Origin of the sequence: Agrococcus phoenicis (genome assembly GCF_047302415.1) — a bacterium.
Classification (GTDB): Bacteria; Actinomycetota; Actinomycetes; order Actinomycetales; family Microbacteriaceae; genus Agrococcus.
Map to the genome: position 1 here is coordinate 391,579 of NZ_CP154854.1, position 21,675 is coordinate 413,253.

Annotated in this window: 23 protein-coding genes and 1 tRNA gene; 16 read left to right on the plus strand and 8 right to left on the minus strand. The window is 72.9% G+C overall.

Annotation, left to right across the window (positions count from 1 at the left end; all coding sequences use genetic code 11):
• Nucleotides 1-8: 8 nt before the first annotated feature.
• Nucleotides 9-404 carry a DoxX family membrane protein gene (locus tag AA0Z99_RS01915; RefSeq protein ID WP_413318939.1) on the minus strand — a complete coding sequence of 132 codons (396 nt, stop codon included), beginning with the start codon at nt 402-404 and terminating at the stop codon, nt 9-11.
• Between the two features lie 150 nt (nt 405-554).
• Between AA0Z99_RS01915 and serA the strand changes: the two genes are divergently transcribed.
• Nucleotides 555-2,147, plus strand: a complete 1,593-nt coding sequence (gene serA / locus AA0Z99_RS01920) for a phosphoglycerate dehydrogenase (protein WP_413318941.1) — start codon at nt 555-557, stop codon at nt 2,145-2,147.
• A 4-nt stretch (nt 2,148-2,151) separates the two neighbouring features.
• Here serA and AA0Z99_RS01925 read toward each other — a convergent pair whose 3' ends face one another.
• Nucleotides 2,152-2,685: a TetR/AcrR family transcriptional regulator gene (locus tag AA0Z99_RS01925; protein WP_413318943.1), complete on the minus strand. Its 534-nt coding sequence runs from the start codon at nt 2,683-2,685 to the stop codon at nt 2,152-2,154.
• A 44-nt stretch (nt 2,686-2,729) separates the two neighbouring features.
• On the opposite strand from AA0Z99_RS01925, the gene AA0Z99_RS01930 reads away from it, so the two are divergent.
• The gene (locus AA0Z99_RS01930) at nt 2,730-4,268 is read left to right on the plus strand and encodes an MFS transporter (protein WP_413320730.1); all 1,539 of its coding nucleotides are present in this window, start codon (nt 2,730-2,732) and stop codon (nt 4,266-4,268) included.
• Between the two features lie 55 nt (nt 4,269-4,323).
• Nucleotides 4,324-5,031, plus strand: a complete 708-nt coding sequence (locus tag AA0Z99_RS01935) for a lipase family alpha/beta hydrolase (protein WP_413318945.1) — start codon at nt 4,324-4,326, stop codon at nt 5,029-5,031.
• 81 nt (nt 5,032-5,112) lie between these two features.
• On the opposite strand, the gene AA0Z99_RS01940 is transcribed toward AA0Z99_RS01935, so the two are convergent.
• Nucleotides 5,113-5,370 carry a DUF6458 family protein gene (locus AA0Z99_RS01940; RefSeq protein WP_413318947.1) on the minus strand — a complete coding sequence of 86 codons (258 nt, stop codon included), beginning with the start codon at nt 5,368-5,370 and terminating at the stop codon, nt 5,113-5,115.
• 171 nt (nt 5,371-5,541) lie between these two features.
• On the opposite strand from AA0Z99_RS01940, the gene AA0Z99_RS01945 reads away from it, so the two are divergent.
• From AA0Z99_RS01945 to AA0Z99_RS01965, 5 genes are all read left to right on the plus strand, one after another.
• Nucleotides 5,542-6,681, plus strand: a complete 1,140-nt coding sequence (locus tag AA0Z99_RS01945) for a 3-isopropylmalate dehydrogenase (protein ID WP_413318949.1) — start codon at nt 5,542-5,544, stop codon at nt 6,679-6,681.
• Nucleotides 6,678-7,793 carry a branched-chain amino acid aminotransferase gene (locus AA0Z99_RS01950; protein WP_413318951.1) on the plus strand — a complete coding sequence of 372 codons (1,116 nt, stop codon included), beginning with the start codon at nt 6,678-6,680 and terminating at the stop codon, nt 7,791-7,793. The genes AA0Z99_RS01945 and AA0Z99_RS01950 overlap by 4 nt, the downstream gene beginning before the upstream one ends.
• On the plus strand, nt 7,793-8,566 hold the full coding sequence (locus AA0Z99_RS01955) for a fumarylacetoacetate hydrolase family protein (protein ID WP_413318953.1): 774 nt from the start codon (nt 7,793-7,795) through the stop codon (nt 8,564-8,566). Before AA0Z99_RS01950 ends, AA0Z99_RS01955 begins: the two co-directional genes overlap by 1 nt.
• Nucleotides 8,567-8,618: 52 nt before the next feature.
• A complete protein-coding gene (locus AA0Z99_RS01960; RefSeq protein WP_413318955.1) occupies nt 8,619-9,260 on the plus strand; it encodes a DUF937 domain-containing protein in 642 nt (213 codons plus the stop codon).
• Between the two features lie 132 nt (nt 9,261-9,392).
• A complete protein-coding gene (locus AA0Z99_RS01965; protein ID WP_413318957.1) occupies nt 9,393-9,719 on the plus strand; it encodes a PadR family transcriptional regulator in 327 nt (108 codons plus the stop codon).
• Here AA0Z99_RS01965 and AA0Z99_RS01970 read toward each other — a convergent pair.
• Nucleotides 9,688-10,368 carry a permease prefix domain 1-containing protein gene (locus AA0Z99_RS01970; RefSeq protein WP_413318959.1) on the minus strand — a complete coding sequence of 227 codons (681 nt, stop codon included), beginning with the start codon at nt 10,366-10,368 and terminating at the stop codon, nt 9,688-9,690. The two genes, AA0Z99_RS01965 and AA0Z99_RS01970, sit on opposite strands and share 32 nt — an antisense overlap.
• A 37-nt stretch (nt 10,369-10,405) precedes the next feature.
• Between AA0Z99_RS01970 and gltX the strand changes: the two genes are divergently transcribed.
• From gltX to AA0Z99_RS01985, 3 genes are all read left to right on the plus strand, one after another.
• The gene (gltX, locus tag AA0Z99_RS01975) at nt 10,406-11,896 is read left to right on the plus strand and encodes a glutamate--tRNA ligase (protein WP_413318960.1); all 1,491 of its coding nucleotides are present in this window, start codon (nt 10,406-10,408) and stop codon (nt 11,894-11,896) included.
• The gene (locus tag AA0Z99_RS01980) at nt 11,896-12,807 is read left to right on the plus strand and encodes an NAD(P)/FAD-dependent oxidoreductase (RefSeq protein WP_413318962.1); all 912 of its coding nucleotides are present in this window, start codon (nt 11,896-11,898) and stop codon (nt 12,805-12,807) included. Before gltX ends, AA0Z99_RS01980 begins: the two co-directional genes overlap by 1 nt.
• A gap of 188 nt (nt 12,808-12,995) precedes the next feature.
• Nucleotides 12,996-13,067, plus strand: a tRNA-Gln gene (locus AA0Z99_RS01985).
• A 50-nt stretch (nt 13,068-13,117) separates the two neighbouring features.
• On the opposite strand, the gene trxA is transcribed toward AA0Z99_RS01985, so the two are convergent.
• From trxA to AA0Z99_RS02005, 4 genes are all read right to left on the minus strand, one after another.
• Nucleotides 13,118-13,501: a thioredoxin gene (trxA, locus tag AA0Z99_RS01990; protein WP_413318964.1), complete on the minus strand. Its 384-nt coding sequence runs from the start codon at nt 13,499-13,501 to the stop codon at nt 13,118-13,120.
• A 115-nt stretch (nt 13,502-13,616) separates the two neighbouring features.
• On the minus strand, nt 13,617-14,165 hold the full coding sequence (locus tag AA0Z99_RS01995) for a TetR/AcrR family transcriptional regulator (protein ID WP_413318966.1): 549 nt from the start codon (nt 14,163-14,165) through the stop codon (nt 13,617-13,619).
• Nucleotides 14,158-15,009 (minus strand): alpha/beta fold hydrolase, encoded by an 852-nt coding sequence (locus tag AA0Z99_RS02000; RefSeq protein WP_413318968.1) that lies wholly within the window; start codon nt 15,007-15,009, stop codon nt 14,158-14,160. Before AA0Z99_RS02000 ends, AA0Z99_RS01995 begins: the two co-directional genes overlap by 8 nt.
• A gap of 63 nt (nt 15,010-15,072) precedes the next feature.
• On the minus strand, nt 15,073-15,963 hold the full coding sequence (locus tag AA0Z99_RS02005; RefSeq protein WP_413318970.1) for a MurR/RpiR family transcriptional regulator: 891 nt from the start codon (nt 15,961-15,963) through the stop codon (nt 15,073-15,075).
• 171 nt (nt 15,964-16,134) lie between these two features.
• On the opposite strand from AA0Z99_RS02005, the gene AA0Z99_RS02010 reads away from it, so the two are divergent.
• From AA0Z99_RS02010 to AA0Z99_RS02030, 5 genes are read left to right on the plus strand one after another with little or no spacing between them, the layout of a single operon-like run.
• Entirely contained in the window at nt 16,135-17,691 is a 1,557-nt protein-coding gene (locus AA0Z99_RS02010) for an ABC transporter substrate-binding protein (RefSeq protein WP_413318972.1), read from the plus strand.
• Nucleotides 17,692-17,737: 46 nt separating this feature from the next.
• Nucleotides 17,738-18,709 (plus strand): ABC transporter permease, encoded by a 972-nt coding sequence (locus tag AA0Z99_RS02015; RefSeq protein WP_413318974.1) that lies wholly within the window; start codon nt 17,738-17,740, stop codon nt 18,707-18,709.
• Nucleotides 18,706-19,590 (plus strand): ABC transporter permease, encoded by an 885-nt coding sequence (locus AA0Z99_RS02020; protein ID WP_413318976.1) that lies wholly within the window; start codon nt 18,706-18,708, stop codon nt 19,588-19,590. The genes AA0Z99_RS02015 and AA0Z99_RS02020 overlap by 4 nt, the downstream gene beginning before the upstream one ends.
• A complete protein-coding gene (gene murQ / locus AA0Z99_RS02025; RefSeq protein WP_413318978.1) occupies nt 19,587-20,504 on the plus strand; it encodes an N-acetylmuramic acid 6-phosphate etherase in 918 nt (305 codons plus the stop codon). The genes AA0Z99_RS02020 and murQ overlap by 4 nt, the downstream gene beginning before the upstream one ends.
• Nucleotides 20,504-21,673 (plus strand): anhydro-N-acetylmuramic acid kinase, encoded by a 1,170-nt coding sequence (locus AA0Z99_RS02030; protein ID WP_413318980.1) that lies wholly within the window; start codon nt 20,504-20,506, stop codon nt 21,671-21,673. Before murQ ends, AA0Z99_RS02030 begins: the two co-directional genes overlap by 1 nt.
• Nucleotides 21,674-21,675: the final 2 nt, after the last annotated feature.

Consider the following 21,675-nt stretch of genomic DNA (forward strand, 5'->3'; position numbering starts at 1 on the left):
GCGACCGGTCAGATCACGGCGACGAGCAGCAGCGCCCCGAGCACGACCTGCCCGATCGCGCGCGGCACGAGCGGCATCGCCACGGCGCCGAACCGCTTCGGATCCTTCGCCGCCTCGGCGTTCGCCGGGAAGACGGCGATCAGCAGCGCGATGAGCGCGATCCCCGCCGCGAAGCGCACGCCCCACCAGGGCGCGAGCAGCCCGATGCCGCCGAGCACCTCGGCGACGCCCGAGATCGTGACGAGCGGCAGGGCTCGACGACGCTCCGGTCCGGCGATCCCGGCTGGGATCATCGCCGCCATCGTGCGCCGCACGCGCGGCACGAAGTGCGTCAGACCCATGCCGACGAAGACGAGGGCGAGGATGATGCGCAGCACGAGCTGCGCGAGTGCGAAGGCGTCCATCACGCCCATTCTCTCGCACGCCGGCGCTCCCGCAGGCCGGGGCACGACGGTGACGCCCCGTGACGGCGGCGCTCGCCCGGCACGCGCCGCTCGGTAGGCTGGTCGCGGCACGACGTGGTGCTGCCTGCCCCCACCTCGCGAGGAGTCCGCATGTCCAAGCCCGTCGTCCTGATCGCCGAAGAGCTCTCGGCCGCGACCGTCGATGCCCTCGGCCCCGACTTCGACGTGCGCAGCGTCGACGGCACCGACCGCGCCGCGCTCTTCGCGGCGCTCGCCGACGCATCCGCCGTGCTCGTGCGCAGCGCCACCCGCATCGACGCCGAGGCCCTCTCGCACGCGCCGCAGCTGAAGGTCGTCGCCCGCGCGGGCGTCGGGCTCGACAACGTCGAGATCCCGGCAGCCACGAAGGCCGGCGTCATGGTGGTGAACGCTCCGACCTCGAACATCGTCTCTGCGGCAGAGCTCGCGATCGCGCACCTGCTGGGCCTCGCCCGGCACATCCCGGCGGCGGATGCGTCGCTGAAGCGCGGGGAGTGGAACCGCTCGGCGTACACGGGCGTCGAGCTCTACGAGAAGACCGTCGGCATCGTCGGCCTCGGCCGCATCGGCGTGCTCGTCGCCGAGCGCCTCGCCGCGTTCGGCACCAAGCTCATCGCCTTCGACCCCTTCGTCAGCCCCGCGCGCGCCGCGCAGCTGGGCGTCGAGCTGCGCTCGCTCGACGAGCTGATGGCGGAGAGCGACTTCATCACCATCCACATCCCGCGCACGCCCGAGACGGTCGGGCTGATCGGTCAGGCGCAGTTCGCGCTCGCGAAGCCCAGCCTGCGCATCGTCAACGCCTCGCGCGGCGGCATCATCGACGAGGCTGCCCTGGCCGAAGCGCTCCGCAGCGGCCGCATCGCGGGCGCCGGCATCGACGTCTTCGTCTCGGAGCCGCCGCAGGACGACGCGCTCACGAGCGCCCCCAACATCCAGGTCACGCCGCACCTGGGCGCCTCCACCGACGAGGCGCAGGAGAAGGCGGGCATCGCCGTCGCCCGCTCGGTGCGCCTCGCGCTCGCCGGCGACCTGGTGCCGGATGCGGTGAACGTCGCAGGCGGGATCATCGACGAGTACGTGCGCCCCGGGATCCCGCTGGCGGAGCGCCTCGGCCAGTTCGCGGCCGGCCTCGCCGGGGGACCGGTGGAGTCGGTGGACGTCGCCGTGCACGGGGAGCTCGCCGCCTACGACGTCAAGGTGCTGCGCCTCGCGGCGCTCAAGGGCTTCTTCTCGTCGATCGTCAGCGAGCAGGTGACGTTCGTGAACGCGCCCGTGCTCGCCGAGTCGCGCGGGGTGACGAGCACGCTGACCGCCGACGAGCGCAGCGAGGAGTACCGCAACGTCGTCGAGGTCGTGCTGGCGACGAGCGACGGCCGCCGCGTGAGCGTCGAGGGCACGCTGACCGGGCCGAAGCAGATCGAGAAGATCGTCGGCGTCAACGGGCAGTCGGTCGAGGTGCCGCTCGCGCAGCACTTCGTCGTGATGGAGTACGTCGACCGGCCGGGCATCGTCGCGACCTACGGCGCCGCGTTCGGCGAGGCGGGCATCAACATCGCCGGCATGCAGATCGCGCGCACGGAGGCGGGCGGCGACGCGCTGTCGATCGTCACGATCGACCAGGCGGCGCCCGAGGCGCTCATCGAGCAGCTCAGCGCCTCGATCGATGCGAGCGCGATCCGGCAGATCGAGATCCGCGAGCTCTAGCCGCTCACCGCTCGAGCAGCAGCTCCAGGCGCGCGATCACGCGCTCGACCGAGTCGGCCGGCAGGGAGCCGGATCCGCCGATCACCGATCGCAGGTAGATGCCGTCGCTCAGCCGCACCACGAGCAGCGCCAGGTCGCGATCCCCGAGGCTCGCGGTGAGCGCTGCGAGGTAGTGCTCGTCGAGGCGCGTGAGCGCATCGCGCGCCGCGAGGTGCTCGTCGTGCTGCCCGAGCTTCAGCAGCGCGACGAGCGTGCGGTCGATCGGATGCTCGGCGGCGAGCGACTCGCGCAGGAAGACCTGCACGGCGTCGGGCATGGGCGAGAGCCGCTCCTCCTCCTCGACGCCGAAGCGGTCGAGCCGCTCGGCGAGGCCCTCGACGAGCGCGGCCTTCGAGCCGAAGTGGTAGAGCAGGCCGCCCTTCGACACCCCGGCGGCCTCCGCGGTCGCAGCGATCGTGCCGGCGCGCTCACCGTGCTCGAGCACGAGCTGCTCGAACGCATCCAGGATGCGATCCCTCGTGTCGTCTGCCTTGCTCATGGTCCTCACCCTACCTCGACAAAAAACCGTCCAGACGGTACAGTATTCGGGTGACCGACGACATCCGCACCGCCTCCGCCCCTCCGACCGCGCCCGCGCGCGCCGGAGCGCGCGGTTGGGCCGCGCTCGCGGTGCTGATGCTGCCGGTGCTGCTGGTCTCGATCGACATCACGGCGCTGAACTTCGCGCTGCCCGAGATCGCGCAGTCGCTCCAGCCGACCTCGTCGCAGCAGCTCTGGATCGTCGACGCCTACTCGCTCGTGCTCGCGACCTTGCTCGTCGCGATGGGCAACCTGGGCGATCGCGTCGGGCGCCGCCGGCTGCTGCTCATCGGTGCCACGGGCTTCGCCATCGTCTCGGTGCTCGCCGCCTTCGCGCCCACGGCAGAGCTGCTGATCGCCGCGCGCGCCGCGATCGGCTTCTTCGGCGCGACGCTCATGCCGGCGACGCTCGCGCTGCTGCGCACGATCTTCCTCGACCGGCAGCAGCGCCGCCTCGCCGTCGCCGTGTGGGCGACGGGGTTCTCGGTCGGCTCGGCCGCCGGCCCCATCGTCGGGGGCGCGCTGCTCGCGCACTTCCACTGGGGCGCCATCTTCCTCATCGCGGTGCCCGTGCTGCTGCCGCTGCTGATCCTCGCGCCGCTGCTCGTCGACGAGTCGCGCGACCCCGCGCCCGGCCCGATCGACCCGATCGGCATCGCCCTCTCGATGCTCGCGCTCGGCGGGCTCGCCGCAGGCATCAAGGAGATCGCGGTCAAGGGCGTCGACCCGCTCGGCATCGCGCTCGTGCTGGTCGCGGTGCTGACCGGCTGGCTGTTCGTGCGCCGCATGCGACGCGTCGCCCAGCCGATGCTCGACGTCGGGCTCTTCCGGCTGCCGCAGTTCAGCGGCGCGCTGCTGGTCAACCTGCTGAGCGTCGTCGCGCTCACCGGGTTCCTCTTCTTCGTCACGCAGCACCTGCAGCTCGTCGAGGCGATGCCCGTGCTCGACGCGGCGCTCGTGCTCGTGCCCGGCGTCATCGCGATGATCGGCTCCGGACTGCTGGTCGTGCGCGTCGTGCGGCGGGTGGATCCGGGCGTCGCCGTCGTGGTCGCGCTGAGCGCCTCGCTCGCCGCCTACGGCATGCTCGCCGTGCTCGGCGAGGGCGTCTCGGTGCCGGGCATCGCCCTCGCGTTCGCGCTGCTCGGGCTCGGCATCGGTGCCGCGGAGACGGTCTCGAACGACATGATCCTCACCGCGGTGCCGCCCGCCAAGGCCGGCGCTGCGTCCGCCATGTCCGAGACCGCCTACGAGTTCGGCGCCGTGCTCGGCACCACCGTGCTCGGCGGCCTGCTCACCGCGGTCTACCGCGCCACGCTCGTGGTGCCGGCCGGCACCGACGCGGCGATGGCGGGAGCGGCGCGCGAGACCCTCGGCGGCGCCGTCGCCGCGACGGAGGGCGCGGGCGCCGCGGGGGAGCGGCTGCTGGAGGCGGCGCGCACCGCGTTCGACCACGGCGTGATCGCGACGAGCGTCTCGGGCGCTGTGCTCATGGCGCTGGCGATGGTCGTCGCATGGGTGTCGCTGCGCGGCTCGGAGGACTGAGCGCCCGCCGCATCGAGCCTCGCCGATGTGGGCGGGAGCGGCTAGCGTCGCCTGCATGACCACTGCACCCGCACGGATCCTGCTCATCCCCGGCTTCTGGCTCGGCGCCTGGGCGTGGGACGACGTGGCCGCGCGGCTGCGGCAGCTCGGCCACGACGTCGAGGCGCTCACGCTGCCCGGCCTCGAGCCCGGCTTCGCGCACCCGGGGGAGATCGCGCTCGAGGACCACGTCGTCGCGATCGAGGCGGCGATCGGCGATGGCCCCGTGGTGCTCGTCGCGCACAGCGGCGCGGCCATCCCCGCGACCGTCGCGATCGACCGGAACGTCGACCGGGTGCTGCGCTCGGTCTGGGTCGACACCGCTCCGGTGGTCGACGGGTTCGCCATGGACGCGAGCTTCGAGGGCGACGCGCTGCCGATCGAGGCGAACTGGGAGGACGAGCTGGAGCAGGGCTCCATGCGCGACCTGAGCGAGGAGCAGCTGGCTGCACTGCGCGGTCGCGCGGTGCCAGAGCCCGCAGGTGCCGTGCGAGACCCAGCTCGGCTGACGGACGACCGACGGCTCGACGTGCCGGCGACCATCATCTGCACGGCGTTCCCGGCAGAGGACTACCGCTCCTACGCCGAGCAGGGCATGGGGTTCCTCGCCGGACTGCTCGAGCACCGGGCGCTCACGCTGGTCGACCTCCCCACGGGCCATTGGCCGATGTGGTCGAAGCCTGCAGAGCTCGCGGCCCGCATCGACGAGGCGGCGCGAGGCTGAGCGCAGCCGACCCGGCCTGCACGAGCGACGGGGCGCTGCCTCGCTCTCGCGATGCAGCGCCCCGTCGGCGCGGTGCGCTGGTCAGATCAGGTCGTCGCGACGCTCCGTGCGCTCCACGCGCGTGCCCGTGCTCGGGTCGACGCTCGAGCGCGACACCTGCGAGGTGCGCCCGGAGCGCGCGCTCACGGCGATGCCGATGATGGTGATGAGCGCGCCCGCGCCCAGCAGGATGTAGCCGATGAGGGCCCAGTCGACGCCGTCGACCTGCCACAGTGCTGGCACTGCCCAGGCGACGATCGCGCCGATGGCCATGAGGAAGATGCCGAAGCCGATGCTCAAGGAGGTCTCCGTTCGTCGTGACGGCCCATGGCAGGCCGCCGATGCTGGCACTGTACCCCTGGAAGCCTGGGACGCAGCGGTCGACATGCGCGCGACTAGGCTGGTCGCGCGGCCTGCGAGGCAGCAGCGCCGCCGGTCGACGGGCGCCCAGGAGCGCCGCAAGGAGGAAGTGTGGAGCAGCTGCGCCTCGCGGTCATCGCAGGAGACGGCATCGGGCCGGAGGTCACGCTCGAGGCGAGGCGCGCCATGCGCGCGGCGCTCGACGGCGTGGAGCTGGTGGAGACCGAGTTCGCGCTCGGCGCGGCTCACTACCTCGAGACCGGCGTCGTCCTCGACGAGGAGACGCTCGCACGGCTCGCCGAGCACGACGCGATCCTGCTGGGCGCGGTGGGCGGCGACCCCGCCGACGCCCGCCTCGCCGGCGGCATCATCGAGCGCGGCCTGCTGCTGCGCCTGCGCTTCGCCTTCGACCACCACGTGAACCTGCGGCCGACGCGCCTGCACCCGAAGGTCGAGAGCCCGCTCCGCGACCCGGGGGAGATCGACTTCGTCGTCGTGCGCGAGGGCACCGAGGGCCCCTACGTCGGCAACGGCGGCTCGCTCCGCACCGGCACCGAGCACGAGATCGCCAACGAGACGAGCGTGAACACCGCCTTCGGCGTCGAGCGCGTCGTGCGCTTCGCCTTCGAGCTCGCCGAGCAGCGCCGCCGGCGCCTGACGCTCGTGCACAAGAAGAACGTGCTCGTGCACGCCGGTGCGCTCTGGCAGCGCATCGTCGACGCGGTCGCGCTCGAGCACCCGGCCGTCGAGGTCGACTACCTGCACGTGGACGCCGCCACCATCTTCATGGTCGACCGGCCCAGCCGCTTCGACGTCATCGTCACCGACAACCTGTTCGGCGACATCCTCACCGATCTCGCCGGTGCCGTCGGCGGCGGCATCGGCCTGGCCGCATCCGGCAACCTCAACCCCTCGGGCGAGTACCCCAGCATGTTCGAGCCGGTGCACGGCTCCGCACCCGACATCGCCGGGCGCGGCATCGCCGACCCCACCGCCGCGATCCTCTCCGCTGCGCTGCTGCTCGAGCACTCCGGGCACCCGGCGGCGGGCCAGCGCATCCGCGACGCGGTCGATGCCGACGTCGACGCGCGCGAGCCCGGCGGGGCGCGCAGCACCAGCGAGGTCGGCGATGCGATCGTCGACCGCATCGCGGTATCCCGCGGCGCATCGCCCTCCGGCGCGTCGTCGCCCACCCCCGCTTCCTCGGCTACCACCGCTTCCCCGTCCTTCGCTTCCAAGGAGCAGGCATGACCCTCGAGTTCGCGCTCACGCGCAGCGACCGCCCCGCCGCCGACGACGTCCGTGCGGGCGTGCTCGCCGAGCCCGGCTTCGGTCGGCACTTCACGGACCACATGGTCTCGATCGACTGGACGCTGGAGGGCGGCTGGCACGACGCCAGGGTCGAGCCCTACGGCCCGCTCCAGATGGACCCGGCATCCGCGGTGCTGCACTACGGCCAGGAGATCTTCGAGGGGATGAAGGCCTACCGTCGCGCCGACGGCTCCGTCTGGACCTTCCGGCCCGATCAGAACGCGCGCCGGATGCAGCGCTCGGCCGAGCGCCTCGCGCTGCCGCAGCTGCCGGAGGAGGACTTCGTCGAAGCCGTGCGCCAGCTCGTCGCGATCGATGAGGCGTGGGTGCCCACGGGCGGCGAGGACTCGCTCTACCTGCGCCCGTTCATGATCGCGAACGAGGTGTTCCTGGGTGTGCGCGCCGCGCAGACGGTGCGCTTCATGGTCATCGCGAGCCCTGCAGGGCCCTACTTCCCGGGCGGCGTCAAGCCCGTCTCGATCTGGCTCTCGCGCGAGTACAACCGCGCGGGCAAGGGCGGCACCGGCGCCGCGAAGTGCGGCGGCAACTACGCGGCCAGCCTCCTGCCGACGCAGCAGGCCGCGCAGCACGGCTGCGCGCAGGTGCTCTTCCTGAACGAGGAGGGCACGGACCTGGAGGAGCTCGGCGGCATGAACGTCGTGCTCGTCAAGGCGGACGGCACGCTCGTCACCCCGGCCTCCGACTCGATCCTCGACGGCGTCACGCGCAACTCCCTCCTGCAGCTCGCGGCGGATGCGGGGCACGCGGTCGAGCAGCGCACGGTCACGCTGGCAGAGTGGCGCGACGGCGTCGCCGACGGCAGCATCACCGAGGCCTTCGCCTGCGGGACCGCGGCGGTGCTGACCCCGATCGCCGCGCTGAAGAGCCCCGACGAGGTGATCGGCGACGAGCTCGCGCCGGCCGGCCCCGTCGCGACGGCGCTGCGCACGCAGCTGACCGACATCCAGTACGGACGGGCCGAGGATCCGCACGGCTGGATGGTGCAGCTGACGGAGGCGACAGGGGCGACCGAGAGCGCGGAGGCACGCTGATGCGGGTCGCGCGCTTCGCCCACGGCGACCGCATCGGGTACGGCGTCGTCGACGACGACGCGCTCGTCGAGCTCGTCGGCGATCCGATCGTCATGGGCTTCGACACGACCGGCACGCGCGTGCCGCTCAGCGACGTGCGCCTGCTGGCGCCCGTGATCCCGCGCTCGAAGGTCGTCGCGGTCGGCCGCAACTACGCCAAGCACGCCGCGGAGCTCGGCAACGAGGTGCCCACCGAGCCGCTCGTGTTCCTGAAGCCCAACACCTCGGTGATCGGGCCGGGCGACGCGATCGTGCTGCCGCCGGAGTCGGAGGACGTGCACTTCGAGGGCGAGGTCGCGCTCGTCATCGGGCGGGTCGCCCGCCGCCTCACGCCGGCGAACGCGCTCGGCGCGGTCTTCGGGGTCACGGTCGCGAACGACGTGACGGCGCGCGACCTGCAGCGGCGCGAGCCGCAGTGGGCGCGGGCCAAGGGCTTCGACACCTTCTGCCCGCTCGGCCCTGCCGTCGAGACCGAGCCCGACTGGGATGCGCTGCGCGTCATCACGCGCCTCGAGGGCGAGGTCGCGCAGGACGGGCCCTCGACCGACTGGATCTTCGACGCGCCGACCGTGCTCAGCTGGATCACGGCATCCATGACCCTGCTGCCCGGCGACGTGGTGCTGATGGGCACGCCGGACGGTGTCGGGCCGCTCGCCGCGGGCCAGACCGTCGAGGTCGAGATCCCCGGCATCGGCACCCTGAGGAATCCCGTCGTGGCGCAGCAGGCGGTCTGAGTAGCATCGGGGCACCGGCGGCACCGCCGCCCCCGAGGCTCGAGGAGGAGTCATGTCGGAGATCCAGCAGCTGATCGGTCAGATCCCCATCCAGCAGGTGGCGCAGCAGGCGGGCGTCGACGAGGCGGAGGCGCGGCAGGCGATCGAGGCCATCGTGCCGGCGCTCGTCGGCGGCATGCAGGCCAACGCCCACGACCCCTCCGGTGCGCAGTCGCTGATGGGCGCGCTCGGCGCCCACCAGGGGCACCTGGACGAGCGGCTGGCGGGCAACATCGACCCGGATGACGGGCAGCGCATCGTGCGCAACGTCTTCGGCGACAACACCGAGCAGATCGCGCGTGCGGCCGGCGGCGGCTCGGCGCTCGGCGGCATCATCCAGAAGATCCTCCCGATCGTGGCGCCCATCGTGATCGCGTGGATCGCCAACCGGTTCTTCGCCCAGGGCGGTCCCGCGCAGGCTGAGGCGCCGGAGCACTCCGGCGGCGGATTCGACTCGCCGTTCGGCCAGGGCTCGCCCGGCAGCCAGCAGCAGATCCCGACCCCCGGCCAGCAGGGCCAGGCGCGGCAGCAGAGCGAGGGCTTCGGCCTCGACGACCTGCTCGGCGGCGTGCTGGGCGGCGGCTCCAAGCAGGGCGGCGGCCTCGGCGGTCTGGGCGACCTGCTCGGCGGGCTGCTCGGCGGCGGCCGCCGCTAGGCGCGCCTCCTCGCCTCGTCGGCATCGGAGGGCGGCGAGCAGGCGCGGGTCGACCCGAGCGCGGCCGCAGCCTGCCTCCGGTGGCGCTGCAGGCTGTCTGCATATGCAGGCAGGCTCTCCTAGGATGACGGCATGGCTACCTCCGACGCGCTCCGCGGTCACGTCGACGCGATGCTGCTCGCGGTCCTCGCCGACGGCCCGGTGCACGGCTATGGCGCGGTGGAGCGGATCCGCGCGCGCAGCGGGGGAGCGCTCGACTTCCCGAGCGGCACCGTCTACCCGGCGCTGAAGCGGCTGGAGCGACGCGGTCTCATCGAGGGGGAGTGGGAGACGGGCGGCCGCTCCAAGCGCGTCTACCGCCTCACGACCGCCGGCGCGACCGCGCTCGAGCAGGAGCGCAGCGCGTGGTCCACCACCTCGTCGCTCATCACGAGCGTGCTCGGCTCGGCTCGCGCCTGACGAGCCGCCACCGCACGAGCAGGCCCACGGAGGCCGACGCCAGGCCGGTCCCGAGCACGACGGTCGTGGCGACGAGCGCTCCCAGCACGCCGGCCGCGGCTGCCGGCACGACGAGCGACGACGCCATGAGCACCGCTCCGGCCACGAGCGCGACGGCGAAGCCGAGCTGCAGCGCCGCGACCGCAGCCGCTGCGGCGAGCGAGCCCGAGCGGCGGATCGTGAGCCAGCCGGCGACCGCCGCGGCGATCACCAGCGGTCCCGCGAGGTCGAGCGAGCGCGAGACCCGCAGCATCCACCCGTGCTCAGCGGGCACGTGGAAGCCGGGCACCGTGACGAGCCAGCTCATCGCGCCGAACCAGGCGGCCAGCAGCACCAGGGCGCCGACGACCGAGCCGGCGGTGTAGCGGAGCCCTCGCTCGGCCAGCAGCTCGGTCGAGAGCTCGGCGGCGATCGCACGAGGATCGCCGAACTCGGCGACGACCGCGGCAGCCGCATCGCCTGCGGACTCGCCGGCGCTGATGCGGGCCGCGACGGCCTCGCGCAGATCGCCCTCGATCTCTCGCGCCGTCGCGGCACGGCCTCGCCGGCCTGCGACCGTGGCGTGCGCGAGACCGGCCACCAGGTCGGCGATCGGATCGGTGGTGGGCATCGCTCGCGATCCTCCCACGCCTAGGATGGGAGGCATCATGAGCGTCCCCTTCTCGGCCGCGACGGGCAGCGATGTCGTCGTGCGCTTCTGCCCCTCGCCCACCGGCACCCCGCACGTCGGGCTCATCCGCACCGCCCTGTTCAACTGGGCGTACGCGCGGCACCACGGCGGCACGCTCGTCTTCCGCATCGAGGACACGGATGCCGCTCGTGACAGCCAGGAGTCCTACGAGCAGCTGCTCGACGCCATGCGCTGGCTCGGCATCGACTGGGATCAGGGCGTCGAGACCGGCGGCCCGCACGCCCCGTACCGGCAGTCGCAGCGCGGCGAGATCTACGCCGACATCATCGAGCGGCTGCGCGCGTCCGGTCATCTCTACGAGTCGTTCGCGACCGCGGAGGAGATCGAGGCGCGCAACATCGAGCAGGGCCGCGACCCCCGACAGGGCTACGACAACTTCGAGCGGGAGCTGACCGAGGCGCAGCGGGAGGCGCTGCGGGCCGAGGGTCGCCAGCCGAGCCTGCGCCTGCGCGTGCCCGACGAGGAGCTCTCGTTCGACGACCTCGTGCGCGGCGAGATCACCTTCCCGGCCGGCTCCTTCACCGACTTCGTGGTCGTGCGCCCGAACGGCGCCCCGCTCTACACCTTCGTGAACCCTGTCGACGACGCGCTCATGGGCGTCACGCACGTGCTCCGCGGCGAGGACCTCCTGTCGTCGACGCCCCGCCAGATCGCGCTCTACCGCGCGCTCGCCGAGATCGGCGTGGTGAGCGCCATCCCGCGCTTCGGCCACCTGCCCTACGTCATGGGCGAGGGCAACAAGAAGCTCTCGAAGCGCGACCCGCAGTCGAACCTCTTCCTGCTGCGCGAGGCCGGGTTCATCCCCGAGGGGCTGCTGAACTACCTCTCGCTGCTCGGGTGGTCCATCGCGCCCGATCGCGACGTGTTCACGCGCGACGAGCTCATCGCCGCCTTCGACGTCGCCGACGTCAACCCCAACCCCAGCCGCTTCGATCCGAAGAAGGCCGAGTCGATCAACGGCGACCACGTGCGCATGCTCGCCGCCGACGACTTCGCGCAGCGCCTCGAGCCCTACCTCGGTCGCGTCTTCGACGGGGAGCCGACCGAGGCGCAGCGAGCGCTGCTCGCGCAGGCGGCTCCGCTCGTGCAGGAGCGCATGCAGCTGATCGGCCAGGCGGAGGACATGCTGGGCTTCCTCTTCCTGGAGACGGAGGACATCCACCACGACGCGGATGCCGTGGCGAAGCTGGGCGAGGACGCGCTCGCGACGCTCGAGGCGTCGAAGCGCGCGCTCGCCGAGCTCGAGGACTTCGACACCGCCTCGATCGAGCAGGTGCTGCGGGAGGTGCTCGTCGAGGGCCTCGGCATCAAGCCGCGCTTCGCGTTCACGCCCCTGCGCGTCGCCGTGACGGGTCGCCGCGTGTCGCCGCCGCTGTTCGAGTCGATGGAGCTGCTCGGCCGCGAGGCGACGCTCGCCCGCATCGACCGGCTGGCCGCGAGGGTCTGATGCAGGTCGACGTCGTCGTCATCGGCGCCGGCCCGGCGGGCCTCGCCGCGACGCTGAACCTCGCGCGCCAGCAGCGCACCGTCGCGCTGCTGGACTCCAACCGGCCGCGCCACGCGGCGACGCTGCAGTCGCACGGGTTCATCACGCGCGACGGCAGCTCGCCGCTCGAGCTGCGCACGATGGGCCGCGACGAGGTGCTGCGCTACCCGACCGTCACGCACGAGCGCGCGCTGGTGCAGCAGATCGCGCGCGTCGACGACGGCTTCGCCGTGCAGGCCGAGCAGCCCGGCTCGCGCGCCGAGAGCGAGACCCGCGCGGTAGCCGTGCTGATCGCGACGGGGCTCAGCGAGACGCTGCCTGCCTCGAAGCACGTGCGCCCCTGGTACGGGACGAGCCTGCACTCCTGCATGGACTGCGACGGCTACGACAAGCGCGGGCAGGCGCTCGCGCTCATCGGCGAGACCGATGACCTCGTCGAGCGCGCGATGGTCATCCGCCGCCACACCGACGACCTCGCCGTCTTCACGAACGGGTCGGATGCGGTGAGCGAGGCGGGTCGGGCCCATCTCGCCGAGCACGGGGTCGCCCTCGTGCGCACCCCGATCGCGGCGATCGAGGGCGACCGCTCCGGCATGCAGGCGATCGTGCTGGAGGACGGCACGCGCAGCATTCGCACCGGCGGCTTCGTGCGCCCGTGGTGGCATCCGCAGCTCGGCTTCGCCGAGGCGCTCGGCCTCGACACCGACGAGGAGGGCCTCGTGCTGGTCGACCGCGCGCAGCGCGCCTCGGTGGAGGGCATCTACGCGGCGGGCGACATCACGCCGGGCTTCCGCCAGCTGGCTGTCGCCGCCGGCGCGGGCACGATCGCCGCGTCGGTCATCAACCGCGACCTCATCGCCCGCGGCCGCTGACGCCGGCCGGCTCGGCTGCCCGAGCCGAGCCGAGGCGCTGCCCGCTCCCGGAGCCCGAGCGCGGTGCGGTCCGCTCCCTGTCGCTCCGCGCCGGCGCCGCGGTGAGCGCGTCCACGGTCACGATTGGCGCTCGGCCCCGGCCTCCGGTATGCTCGACTCTTGGTTCGCCCGCTCCGGCGCGTGACCATTGGGGTATGGTGTAATTGGCAACACGGAGGTTTCTGGTACCTTTGTTCTTGGTTCGAGTCCAGGTACCCCAGCGCTGAGAAGCCCCCGCGACGCGGGGGCTTTCGCCATATCCGGGTGCGGTTCAGCTCGGATCGGCCGCCGCAGCCGCCCGCTGCTCCGCGACCTTCGCGTGCACCTCGGCCATGTCGAGGCCGCGGACCGCGCCGATGAGCTGCTCGAGCTGCGGCGCCGGCAGCGCGCCCGGCTGCGAGAACACGAGCACGCCCTCGCGGAAGGCCATGAGGGTCGGGATCGAGGTGATCTGGAACCCGGCTGCCAGCTCCTGCTCGGCCTCCGTGTCGATCTTGCCGAAGACGATGTCCTCGTGCTGCTCGGAGGCCTGCTCGAAGACCGGGGCGAAGGTGCGGCAGGGCCCGCACCACGCGGCCCAGAAGTCGAGCAGCACGATGCCGCCGCCGTCGATCGCCTGCTCGAGGGTGTCCTTGGTGATGTCGGTCGTCGCCATGCTTCCAGCGTATGGCTGCGCACCCCGCGGGCGTCCCGCTCTCAGCGAACGAGGTCGCGCCGCAGATCCCGCTCATGCTCGTGACCGCCGGCATCGCCCCCGCGTCCGCTCCGGCTCACCCGGCCAGGCGCTCGACGAGTCGGTCGAAGGAGTCGTCGACGTCTGCCGGCATGCCGAAGCCCCCGGCAGCCTCCAGCATCGCGAACCCGTGCGCGACCGCTCGCAGGCCGCGCAGCTCGTGGATCGCCTCGTCGCCGGCGCCCTCGACCGCGCGAGCGGCGACGGCGAGCACGCGCTCGGCCGCTGCGTCGAGCTCCGGATGGCCGCTCGGCTGCACGGGGAGCCAGCGGTAGCGACCGGGGTGCGATGCGGCGAACGACCGATAGCCGTGCAGGAAGGCGCGCACCGCGTCGGCGGTCCCGGGCCGTTGGTCGGCAGCGGCCTCCAGCGCGGTCTCGAGCGCGTCGCCGAGGTCGCGGTAGACGCGGGCCGCGACGAGGGCCTCGAGCTCGGGCAGCCCCGCGACGTGCTTGTAGATCGAGGGAGTGCGGACGCCGGCTCGTGCGGCGACGGCACCGAGGGAGAGCGGTGCGCCTCGGGTGGCGTCGATCTCGTCCAGGGCGAGTGCGACCAGCGCCGCGGGGGAGAGGCCGGCCCTAGGCACCGGGCGTCCCGACGCTCCAGCCCAGGCGCCGCGCGAGCGAGCGCACGGCCTCGGCCGTCTGGGCAGGGCGCTCGCCGTGCGGGTAGTGGCCCGCGCCCGGGATCATGCGCACCTCGACCTGGCAGGCGGCGTCCCCGACGGCTGCTGCGTACGCCTGCGCCTCCGCTGCGGGATCGGGGAAGTCGGGGTCGTCCGACCCCATCACCACGACGACCGGCGCCGTCTGGTCTCGGCGCGAGCCCTCCGCATCCTTCGTCCTGCCGGCGCCCATGACGACGAGTGCCTCGGTGCCGCGCGGGCGCCGCAGCGCAGCCACGATGCGGGCGCGGTGCGCGGCGTGGTCGGCAGGCGGGCTCTTGTGGAGGGAGCGGTAGAAGAGCGACCAGAGCAGCGGTGAGCTCGTCACGAGCCGCGTGAGGACGCGCATCGGCCAGGGCTGGCGCGGCGTCGAGGCCCAGGGCGCGATCGCGACCGCGCCGACGATGCGCTCGGGCGCGAGCTGCGACGCGAGCAGCGCGCTGTCCGGCGTGAAGGAATGGCCGACGACGATCGCGGGCCCGCCCAGTCGCTCGACGAGCGCGACCGCGGCGCGAGCGATGCGCTGCTGACCGACCGGTTCGGGCGAGCGGCCCGAGTCGCCGTGCCCTAGCAGGTCGAGCATCGCCACCCGCAGCCCGTCGGCGACGAGGAGCGGCGCGAGGTGCCGATAGGCGCTGCGCAGGTCGCCCATGCCGGGCAGGAGCACCACGAGCGGGGCCGTGGCGTCCTCGGCGGGGCCGATGGCGTCGTAGGCGAGCTCGACGCCCTCGACGGCGAGGCGCGGAGCAGGAGCGGAGGCGGTCATGCGCTGAGGCTAACACCATTAGCCTCGGCGCAGGAGACCGGCCGGCGACCAGCCCGGTCGACCTCAGCGGGCGGTGCGCAGGCTGATCGCGTCGCGCGTGCGACGCAGCGCGGCGATCGACTCCTCGTAGCGCGCCTGGGCGACGCCGGTGAAGAGGCAGTCGACGACCATGAGCTGGGCGATGCGGCTGCCGAGCGCACCGGAGCGGAACGGCGTCTCGCGCGCGGCGGTGCGCAGGACCACGTCGGCTGCCCGCGCCAGCGGCGACTGCTCGTGGTTCGTGATGGCGATCGTCACGGCGCCGGACGCGCGCGCGAGCCTGAGGAACTCGACCGTGTCGGTCGTGGCTCCCGAGTGGGAGATCGCGATGGCGACCGAGGTCGAGCCCAGCACTGCTGCCGCGGTCCAGGCTGCGTGCGACTCCGGCCACTCGAGCGCGACGCGCCCGATGCGGGCGAGCTTCCGCTGCAGGTCGACGGCCACGATGGCGCTGGCGCCGACCCCGTAGAGGTCGACGCGATGCGCGGCGTCGATCGCGGCGACCGCGCGCTCGAGCGACGCGATGTCGACGACCTGCGCCGTATCGGCGATGGACATCGTCTCGTTGCGCGCGATCTTCGCGACGATCTCCTCCATGCCGTCGTCCGGGGAGATGTCGGTCGGCTGGCCGCCGAGCTCGTCCGCGGCCATGCGCTCGCGGAGGTTCTGCTCGGTGAGGTCGTGGCGCAGATCCCGGAAGCGGTCGTAGCCGACCCGACGGGTGAAGCGGACGACGGTGGTGGTCGAGGTGTCGGCGAGCTCCGCGATCTGCGCGATGGATCTGGTGGCGAATGCCTCAGGATCCGACAGCAGGGACTCGCCGATGCGGCGCTCCGCCGGCCGGAGCGATGGCAGCAGCGCCCGCACCTCGACGAGCAGCGTGCCCGGCACCGGGCGTGCGGGTCCGACAGGCATCGGCGCTCCTTTCGACGTCGCCACTGTAGCCGTATGTAACGTTCGCGTTACCGTTCATGGAATGAAGTTCCTTACGCAACGTACTTCATGTACTTTCTATCCGTAGGCTCATCCGCACCGTCGCGGCACCTCGGTGCCCGACCAGGAACCCGTTCGACCTCGGAGGCACCCATGACCACCACCCCGCGATCCCGGCGCCCGGCCGCCGGATCCCTCGCGCTCGCCGCAGCCAGCGCGATCGTGCTCGCCGGCTGCTCGACGAGCGCACCGGACCAGGCCGCGGACGGCGACGACGCCGCTGCCGGCGCATCCCTCGTCGTCGGCGTGACGACCGACGTCGACACGCTGCTGCCCTGGACGGCGACGCAGTTCCAGGCCATCAACGTCCTGCAGAACGTGTACGGCACGCTGACAGAGCTCGACGCAGAGCTGAACGTGGTCCCCGGCCTCGCGGAGTCGTGGGAGGTCGCGGAGGACGGCCTGTCCGTCGTCTTCGCGCTGCGCGACGACGTCGTCTTCTCCGACGGATCGGCCTTCGACGCCGAGGACGTCGTCGCCTCCTACGAGGCGATCCAGGATCCCGACAACGCCGCGGTGTCCGCCACCAACCTCTCCAGCGTCACCGCGATCGAGGCGACGGACGAGCGCACCGTGACGCTGACGCTCTCGGCACCTGACGCCGCGCTGCCCTCGAAGCTCGCCCCCGTCACCACGGCGATCCTGCCCTCGGACGCGGACATGGCGGCGCTGGAGGCAGCGCCCGTGGGGACCGGGGCCTTCGTGTTCGACGAGCGCCGTGCCAACGAGGCCGTCATGCTCAGCGCGAACGAGGACTACTGGGGCGGAGCGCCGGCCATCGCCGGCATCGAGTTCCGGGTCATCCCCGACCAGGCCGCGATCGTCTCGGCGCTGCAGTCCGGCAACGTGCAGATGGCGGTCTTCGACGACGCGCTCGTCGCCGACACGATCGGCGGCACGGTCGAGGTGACGGAGACGCCGCAGCTCAGCTACCACGCACTGCAGATGAACGCGCGCGACGAGGCGCTCGCCGACGTCAACGTGCGGCTCGCGATCGCCTGCGCGATCGACCGCCAGGAGGTGCTCGACACCGCGGCGCTCGGCGCGGGCGAGGTCACGGGCCCCATCACGTCGCCCGCGTTCCGATCGGATCCCAGCGCGCGGCCGTGCCCGGAGGCAGACCCTGACGCCGTCGCGGAGTACCTGGAGGCCGCGGGCGTCAGCGACGGCCTGACCCTGCGCGCCATCGTGATGCAGGGCGGGTACTCCACCGCGGTCGCCGAGGCGGAGAACATCCAGGCGCAGCTGGCCGAGGTGGGCATCACGCTCGAGCTGGACGTGCTGGAGTCGGGCGCCTACGTCGACCGCTGGGTCGCCGGAGACTTCCAGCTCGCCGTGGCGCTCAACGGCGGCCAGCCCGACCCCGACGCCGCGTACGCCCGCTACTTCACCAGCACCGGCAACCTCAACGCCGTCGCGGGCTACAGCTCCGACACGCTCGACGCGCTGTTCGAGCAGGGCCGCGCGACGAGCGACCAGGCGGAGCGCGAGTCGATCTACGCCGAGGTCTCCGCCGAGCTCGAGGAGCAGGCCGCCTGGGTGTGGCTCTTCACGAGCTTCAACTACACCGCCACCGCCGAGGGCGTGACGGGATTCGTCCCCATGCCGAACGGCTCGCTGCAGCACCTGCGCGACGTCACCCTCGACTGACCGACTGCGGCCGGGGCGCGAGCCCCGGCCGCACCGACGGAGCACCATGATCCAACGCATCCGCACATCCACGGGCCTGCGCCGGCTCGGCAGCGCCCTCCTCACGCTGCTCGGCGTGGCGATCGCCGTCTTCTTCATGCTCCGGGCCCTGCCCGGGGACCAGATCACCGCCGCGTTCGGCACGGAGGCCGCCGCGCTCAGCCCCGAGCAGCGCGAGGCGCTCGAGGCCTACTACGGCCTCGACCAGCCCCTCATCGTGCAGTTCTTCACCTGGATCGGCGCCGTGCTCACCGGCAACCTCGGCTACTCCGCGCGGTCGCAGCAGAGCGTGCTGGAGATGACCGCCGCGGCACTGCCCGTCACGCTCGAGCTGGCGGTGCTCGCGATCATCGTCGCCATCCTGATCGGCGTGCCGGTGGGCATGCTGGCCGCCTCCAAGCCCAACGCCCTGCGCGACTGGTTCGGGCAGGGGCTCGGCCTCGCCGGGCTCGGCGTGCCCGCGTTCCTACTCGCGACGACGCTGCTCGCCGTCGCCGCCTCGGGCTTCGGCTTCAACCCCAACGGCCTCGGCTACGCGACGCTCATCGACGACCCCCTCCTGAACCTGCAGCAGATGGCGCTGCCCGCGCTCGTGCTCGGCTTCGGCATCGCCGCGCCGATCATGCGCACCACGCGCACCGCCGTGCTGGAGGTGCGGGGCTTGGACTTCATCCGCACGGCGCGGGCCAAGGGCGTGCCGCCGCGACGGCTGCAGTGGCGGCACGTGCTGCGCAACGCCCTCGTGCCGATCGTCACGATGACCGGGCTCCAGTTCGGCTACCTCCTCGGCGGAGCGGTCGTGGTGGAGCAGATCTTCTCCCTGCCGGGCGTCGGCCGCCAGGTGCTCCTCGGCATCAACCAGTTCGAGTACGCGGTCGTGCAGAGCACCGTGCTCGTGATCGCGGTGATGTTCGTGATCGTCAACCTGCTGACGGACCTGCTCTACCGTCGGATCGACCCGAGGGTGCGTGCCGCATGAGCGCAACGACCACCGCCGTCCGCGCGACACCCGCCAGAGCGTGGAGCGACACCGCGCTGCGGCTGCTGCGCAGCCCGAGCGGCGCCACCGGCACCGCGTTCGTGCTCGCGCTGCTCGTGCTCGCGATCCTCTCGCAGGCCGGCGCGCTCGCCTTCGGGCCCGCGGCGCAGGACACCGCTGCGCGGCTCCAGGCCCCGAACGCCGTGCACTGGTTCGGCACCGATCAGTTCGGCCGCGACATCTTCGCCCGCGTCGCCTCCGGGGTGGCCAACTCCGCCCTGGTCGCGATCGTCGCGGTCGCCGTCGCGGCGATCGTCGGCACCCTCGCCGGTGTGGTGGCGGGCTTCGTCCGCGGCGCGACCGACCTCGCGATCGGCGGGGTCACGAACGTGCTCTTCGCGTTCCCGCCGCTCCTGCTCGCGCTCACGCTCGCGTCGGTGCTGCAGCGCACCTGGTTCACCGTGGCGATCGCCATCGCCGTCGTCTACACGCCCATCTTCGTCCGCGTCACGCGAGGGCCCGTGCTGAGCCTCCGCGAGGCCGACTACGTGCTGGCCGCGCGCGCCACGGGGATGCACGCCGCGAGCATCATGCTCCGGCACGTGCTGCCGAACATCACCGGCATCCTCATCGTGCAGATCACGCTGTCCCTCTCCTGGGGTGTGCTCACCGAGGCGTCGCTCAGCTTCCTCGGGCTGGGGACTCCGCCGCCGGCAGCATCGCTCGGCTCCATGATCTTCGACGCGCGCACGCTCGTCACGGTGGCGCCGTGGACGCTGCTCGCACCGGGCGGCGTGCTGATCATGCTCGTCGTCGGGCTCAACCTCCTGGGCGACGGTCTCCGCGACGCGCTCGACCCGACCGGAAGGCGCGCACGGTGACCGCTCGACACACCTCGGAGCTCGACACCCTCACGACGGAGTCGGCCGATCCGCGGTTCGCCGCGATCGACCGCCTCGACATCGCGGAGCTCGCGACGCTGATGAACGAGACCGACCACGACGTGCCGGCAGCGGTGCGCGCGGCGCTGCCGCAGATCATCCCTGCGCTCGAAGCAGCGGCGGAGCGCATGCAGGCCGGGGGTCGGCTGATCTACGTCGGCGCCGGCACGCCGGGCAGGATCGGCGTGCTCGACGCCTCCGAGTGCCCGCCCACGTTCTCCTCGCCACCGGAGCAGGTCTTCGCGATCATGGCCGGGGGGCCCGCAGCGCTCGTGGACGCGGTCGAGGGCGCCGAGGACGATGCCGAGGCGGGTGCCGCGGCGATCGAGTCGGCAGCCGTCGGGCCGCTCGACACCGTGATCGGCATCGCCTCGAGCGGCCGCACGCCGTTCGTCATTGGCGCGGTGCGGCAGGCACGGGCACGAGGGGCGCTCGGCATCGGGCTCTCCTGCAACCCCGGCACGCAGCTGAGCGCGGTCGCCGAGCACGGCATCGAGGTCGTCGTCGGGCCGGAGTTCATCAGCGGCTCCACGAGGCTCAAGGCCGGGAGCGCGCAGAAGATGGTGCTCAACATGTTCAGCACGATCGTGATGGTGCGGCTCGGCAAGACCTACGGCAACCTCATGGTCGACGTGCACGCCTCGAACGACAAGCTGCGGGAGCGAGCGGTGCGCATCGTCCGCACCATCACCGGCGCGAGCAGGCAGCTCGCCCTCGACGCGCTCGAGGGCTCCGGCTACAGCGTCAAGGTGGCGGCGGCGATGATCGGTCGAGGGATGGACGTCGCGACCGCGCGCCGGGCGCTCGTCGCCGCAGACGGGCGCCTGCGCGCCGTGCTGGAGGAGGAGCACTGATGCGCATCCTCGGACTCATCTCCGGCACCTCCCACGACGGCATCGACGCGGCGGTGGTCGACTTCACCGGCGCCGGATCGGCGCTCGAGGCCCGTGTGCTGCACGCCGACTCGACGCCCTACGCCCCGCGGCTGCGCGAGCGCCTGCTCGCGGCGCTGCCGCCGCAGCCGTGCGACCTGGCGGAGGTCGCGCGGCTGGACACGCACATCGGCCACGCGTTCGCCGACGCCGCTGTGGCGGCGATCGAGGCGGCCGGAGCGGTCGACCTCATCGTCTCGCACGGGCAGACCGTCTTCCACTGGGCGGAGGGCGCCTCGGTGCTCGGCACGCTGCAGATCGGCCAGCCCGCGTGGATCGCCGAGCGCACCGGAGCGCCCGTGCTCGCCGACGTCCGAGCGCGCGACGTCGCGGCAGGAGGCCAAGGGGCGCCGCTCGCCTCCACCCTCGACGCGCTGCTGCTGGCGGGGCGGCCGGGCCGCCCGGCCGCGCTGAACCTCGGGGGCATCTCCAACGCCACCGTCGTCGATGCGGACGGTCCGACCCTCGCGTGGGACATCGGCCCGGCCAACGCGCTCATGGACGCGGTGGTGGTGGCGCGCGACGCGCATCCGCGCGGCTACGACGAGGATGGCGCGCTCGCGGCAGCGGGCTCGGTCGACGAGGCGCTGCTCGAGCGGCTCCTGCGCGACCCGTACTACGCGCTGCGGCCACCGAAGAGCACGGGCAAGGAGCTCTTCCACCTCGACTACCTGCAGCGCGCGATCGTCGCACACGGCGCCGCGATCGGCACCGAGGACCTGTTGGCGACGCTCGCGGCGCTCACCGTCCGCACCGTCGCCGAGGCGCTGACCGGAGCGGGCGCGACGGAGGTGTTCGTCTCGGGCGGCGGCGCGCGCAACCCGGTGCTCCTGCGCGGCCTCGCCGACGCCATGGAGGGCGTGCCCGTGCGGACGACGGAGGCGCTCGGCGTCGGGGCGGACGAGAAGGAAGCAGTGCTCATGGCGATGCTCGGCTGGCTGTCGTGGCACGGGGTGCCGGCGACCGTGCCGAGCGCCACCGGCGCGCAGGGGGCCCGGATCCTCGGCGCGCTCACCCCGGGCTCCGGGCCGCTGCGCATGCCCGAGCCCCGGCACGCCCCGAGCGCGGTGCGCTTCGTCACGGGGGCCTGAGG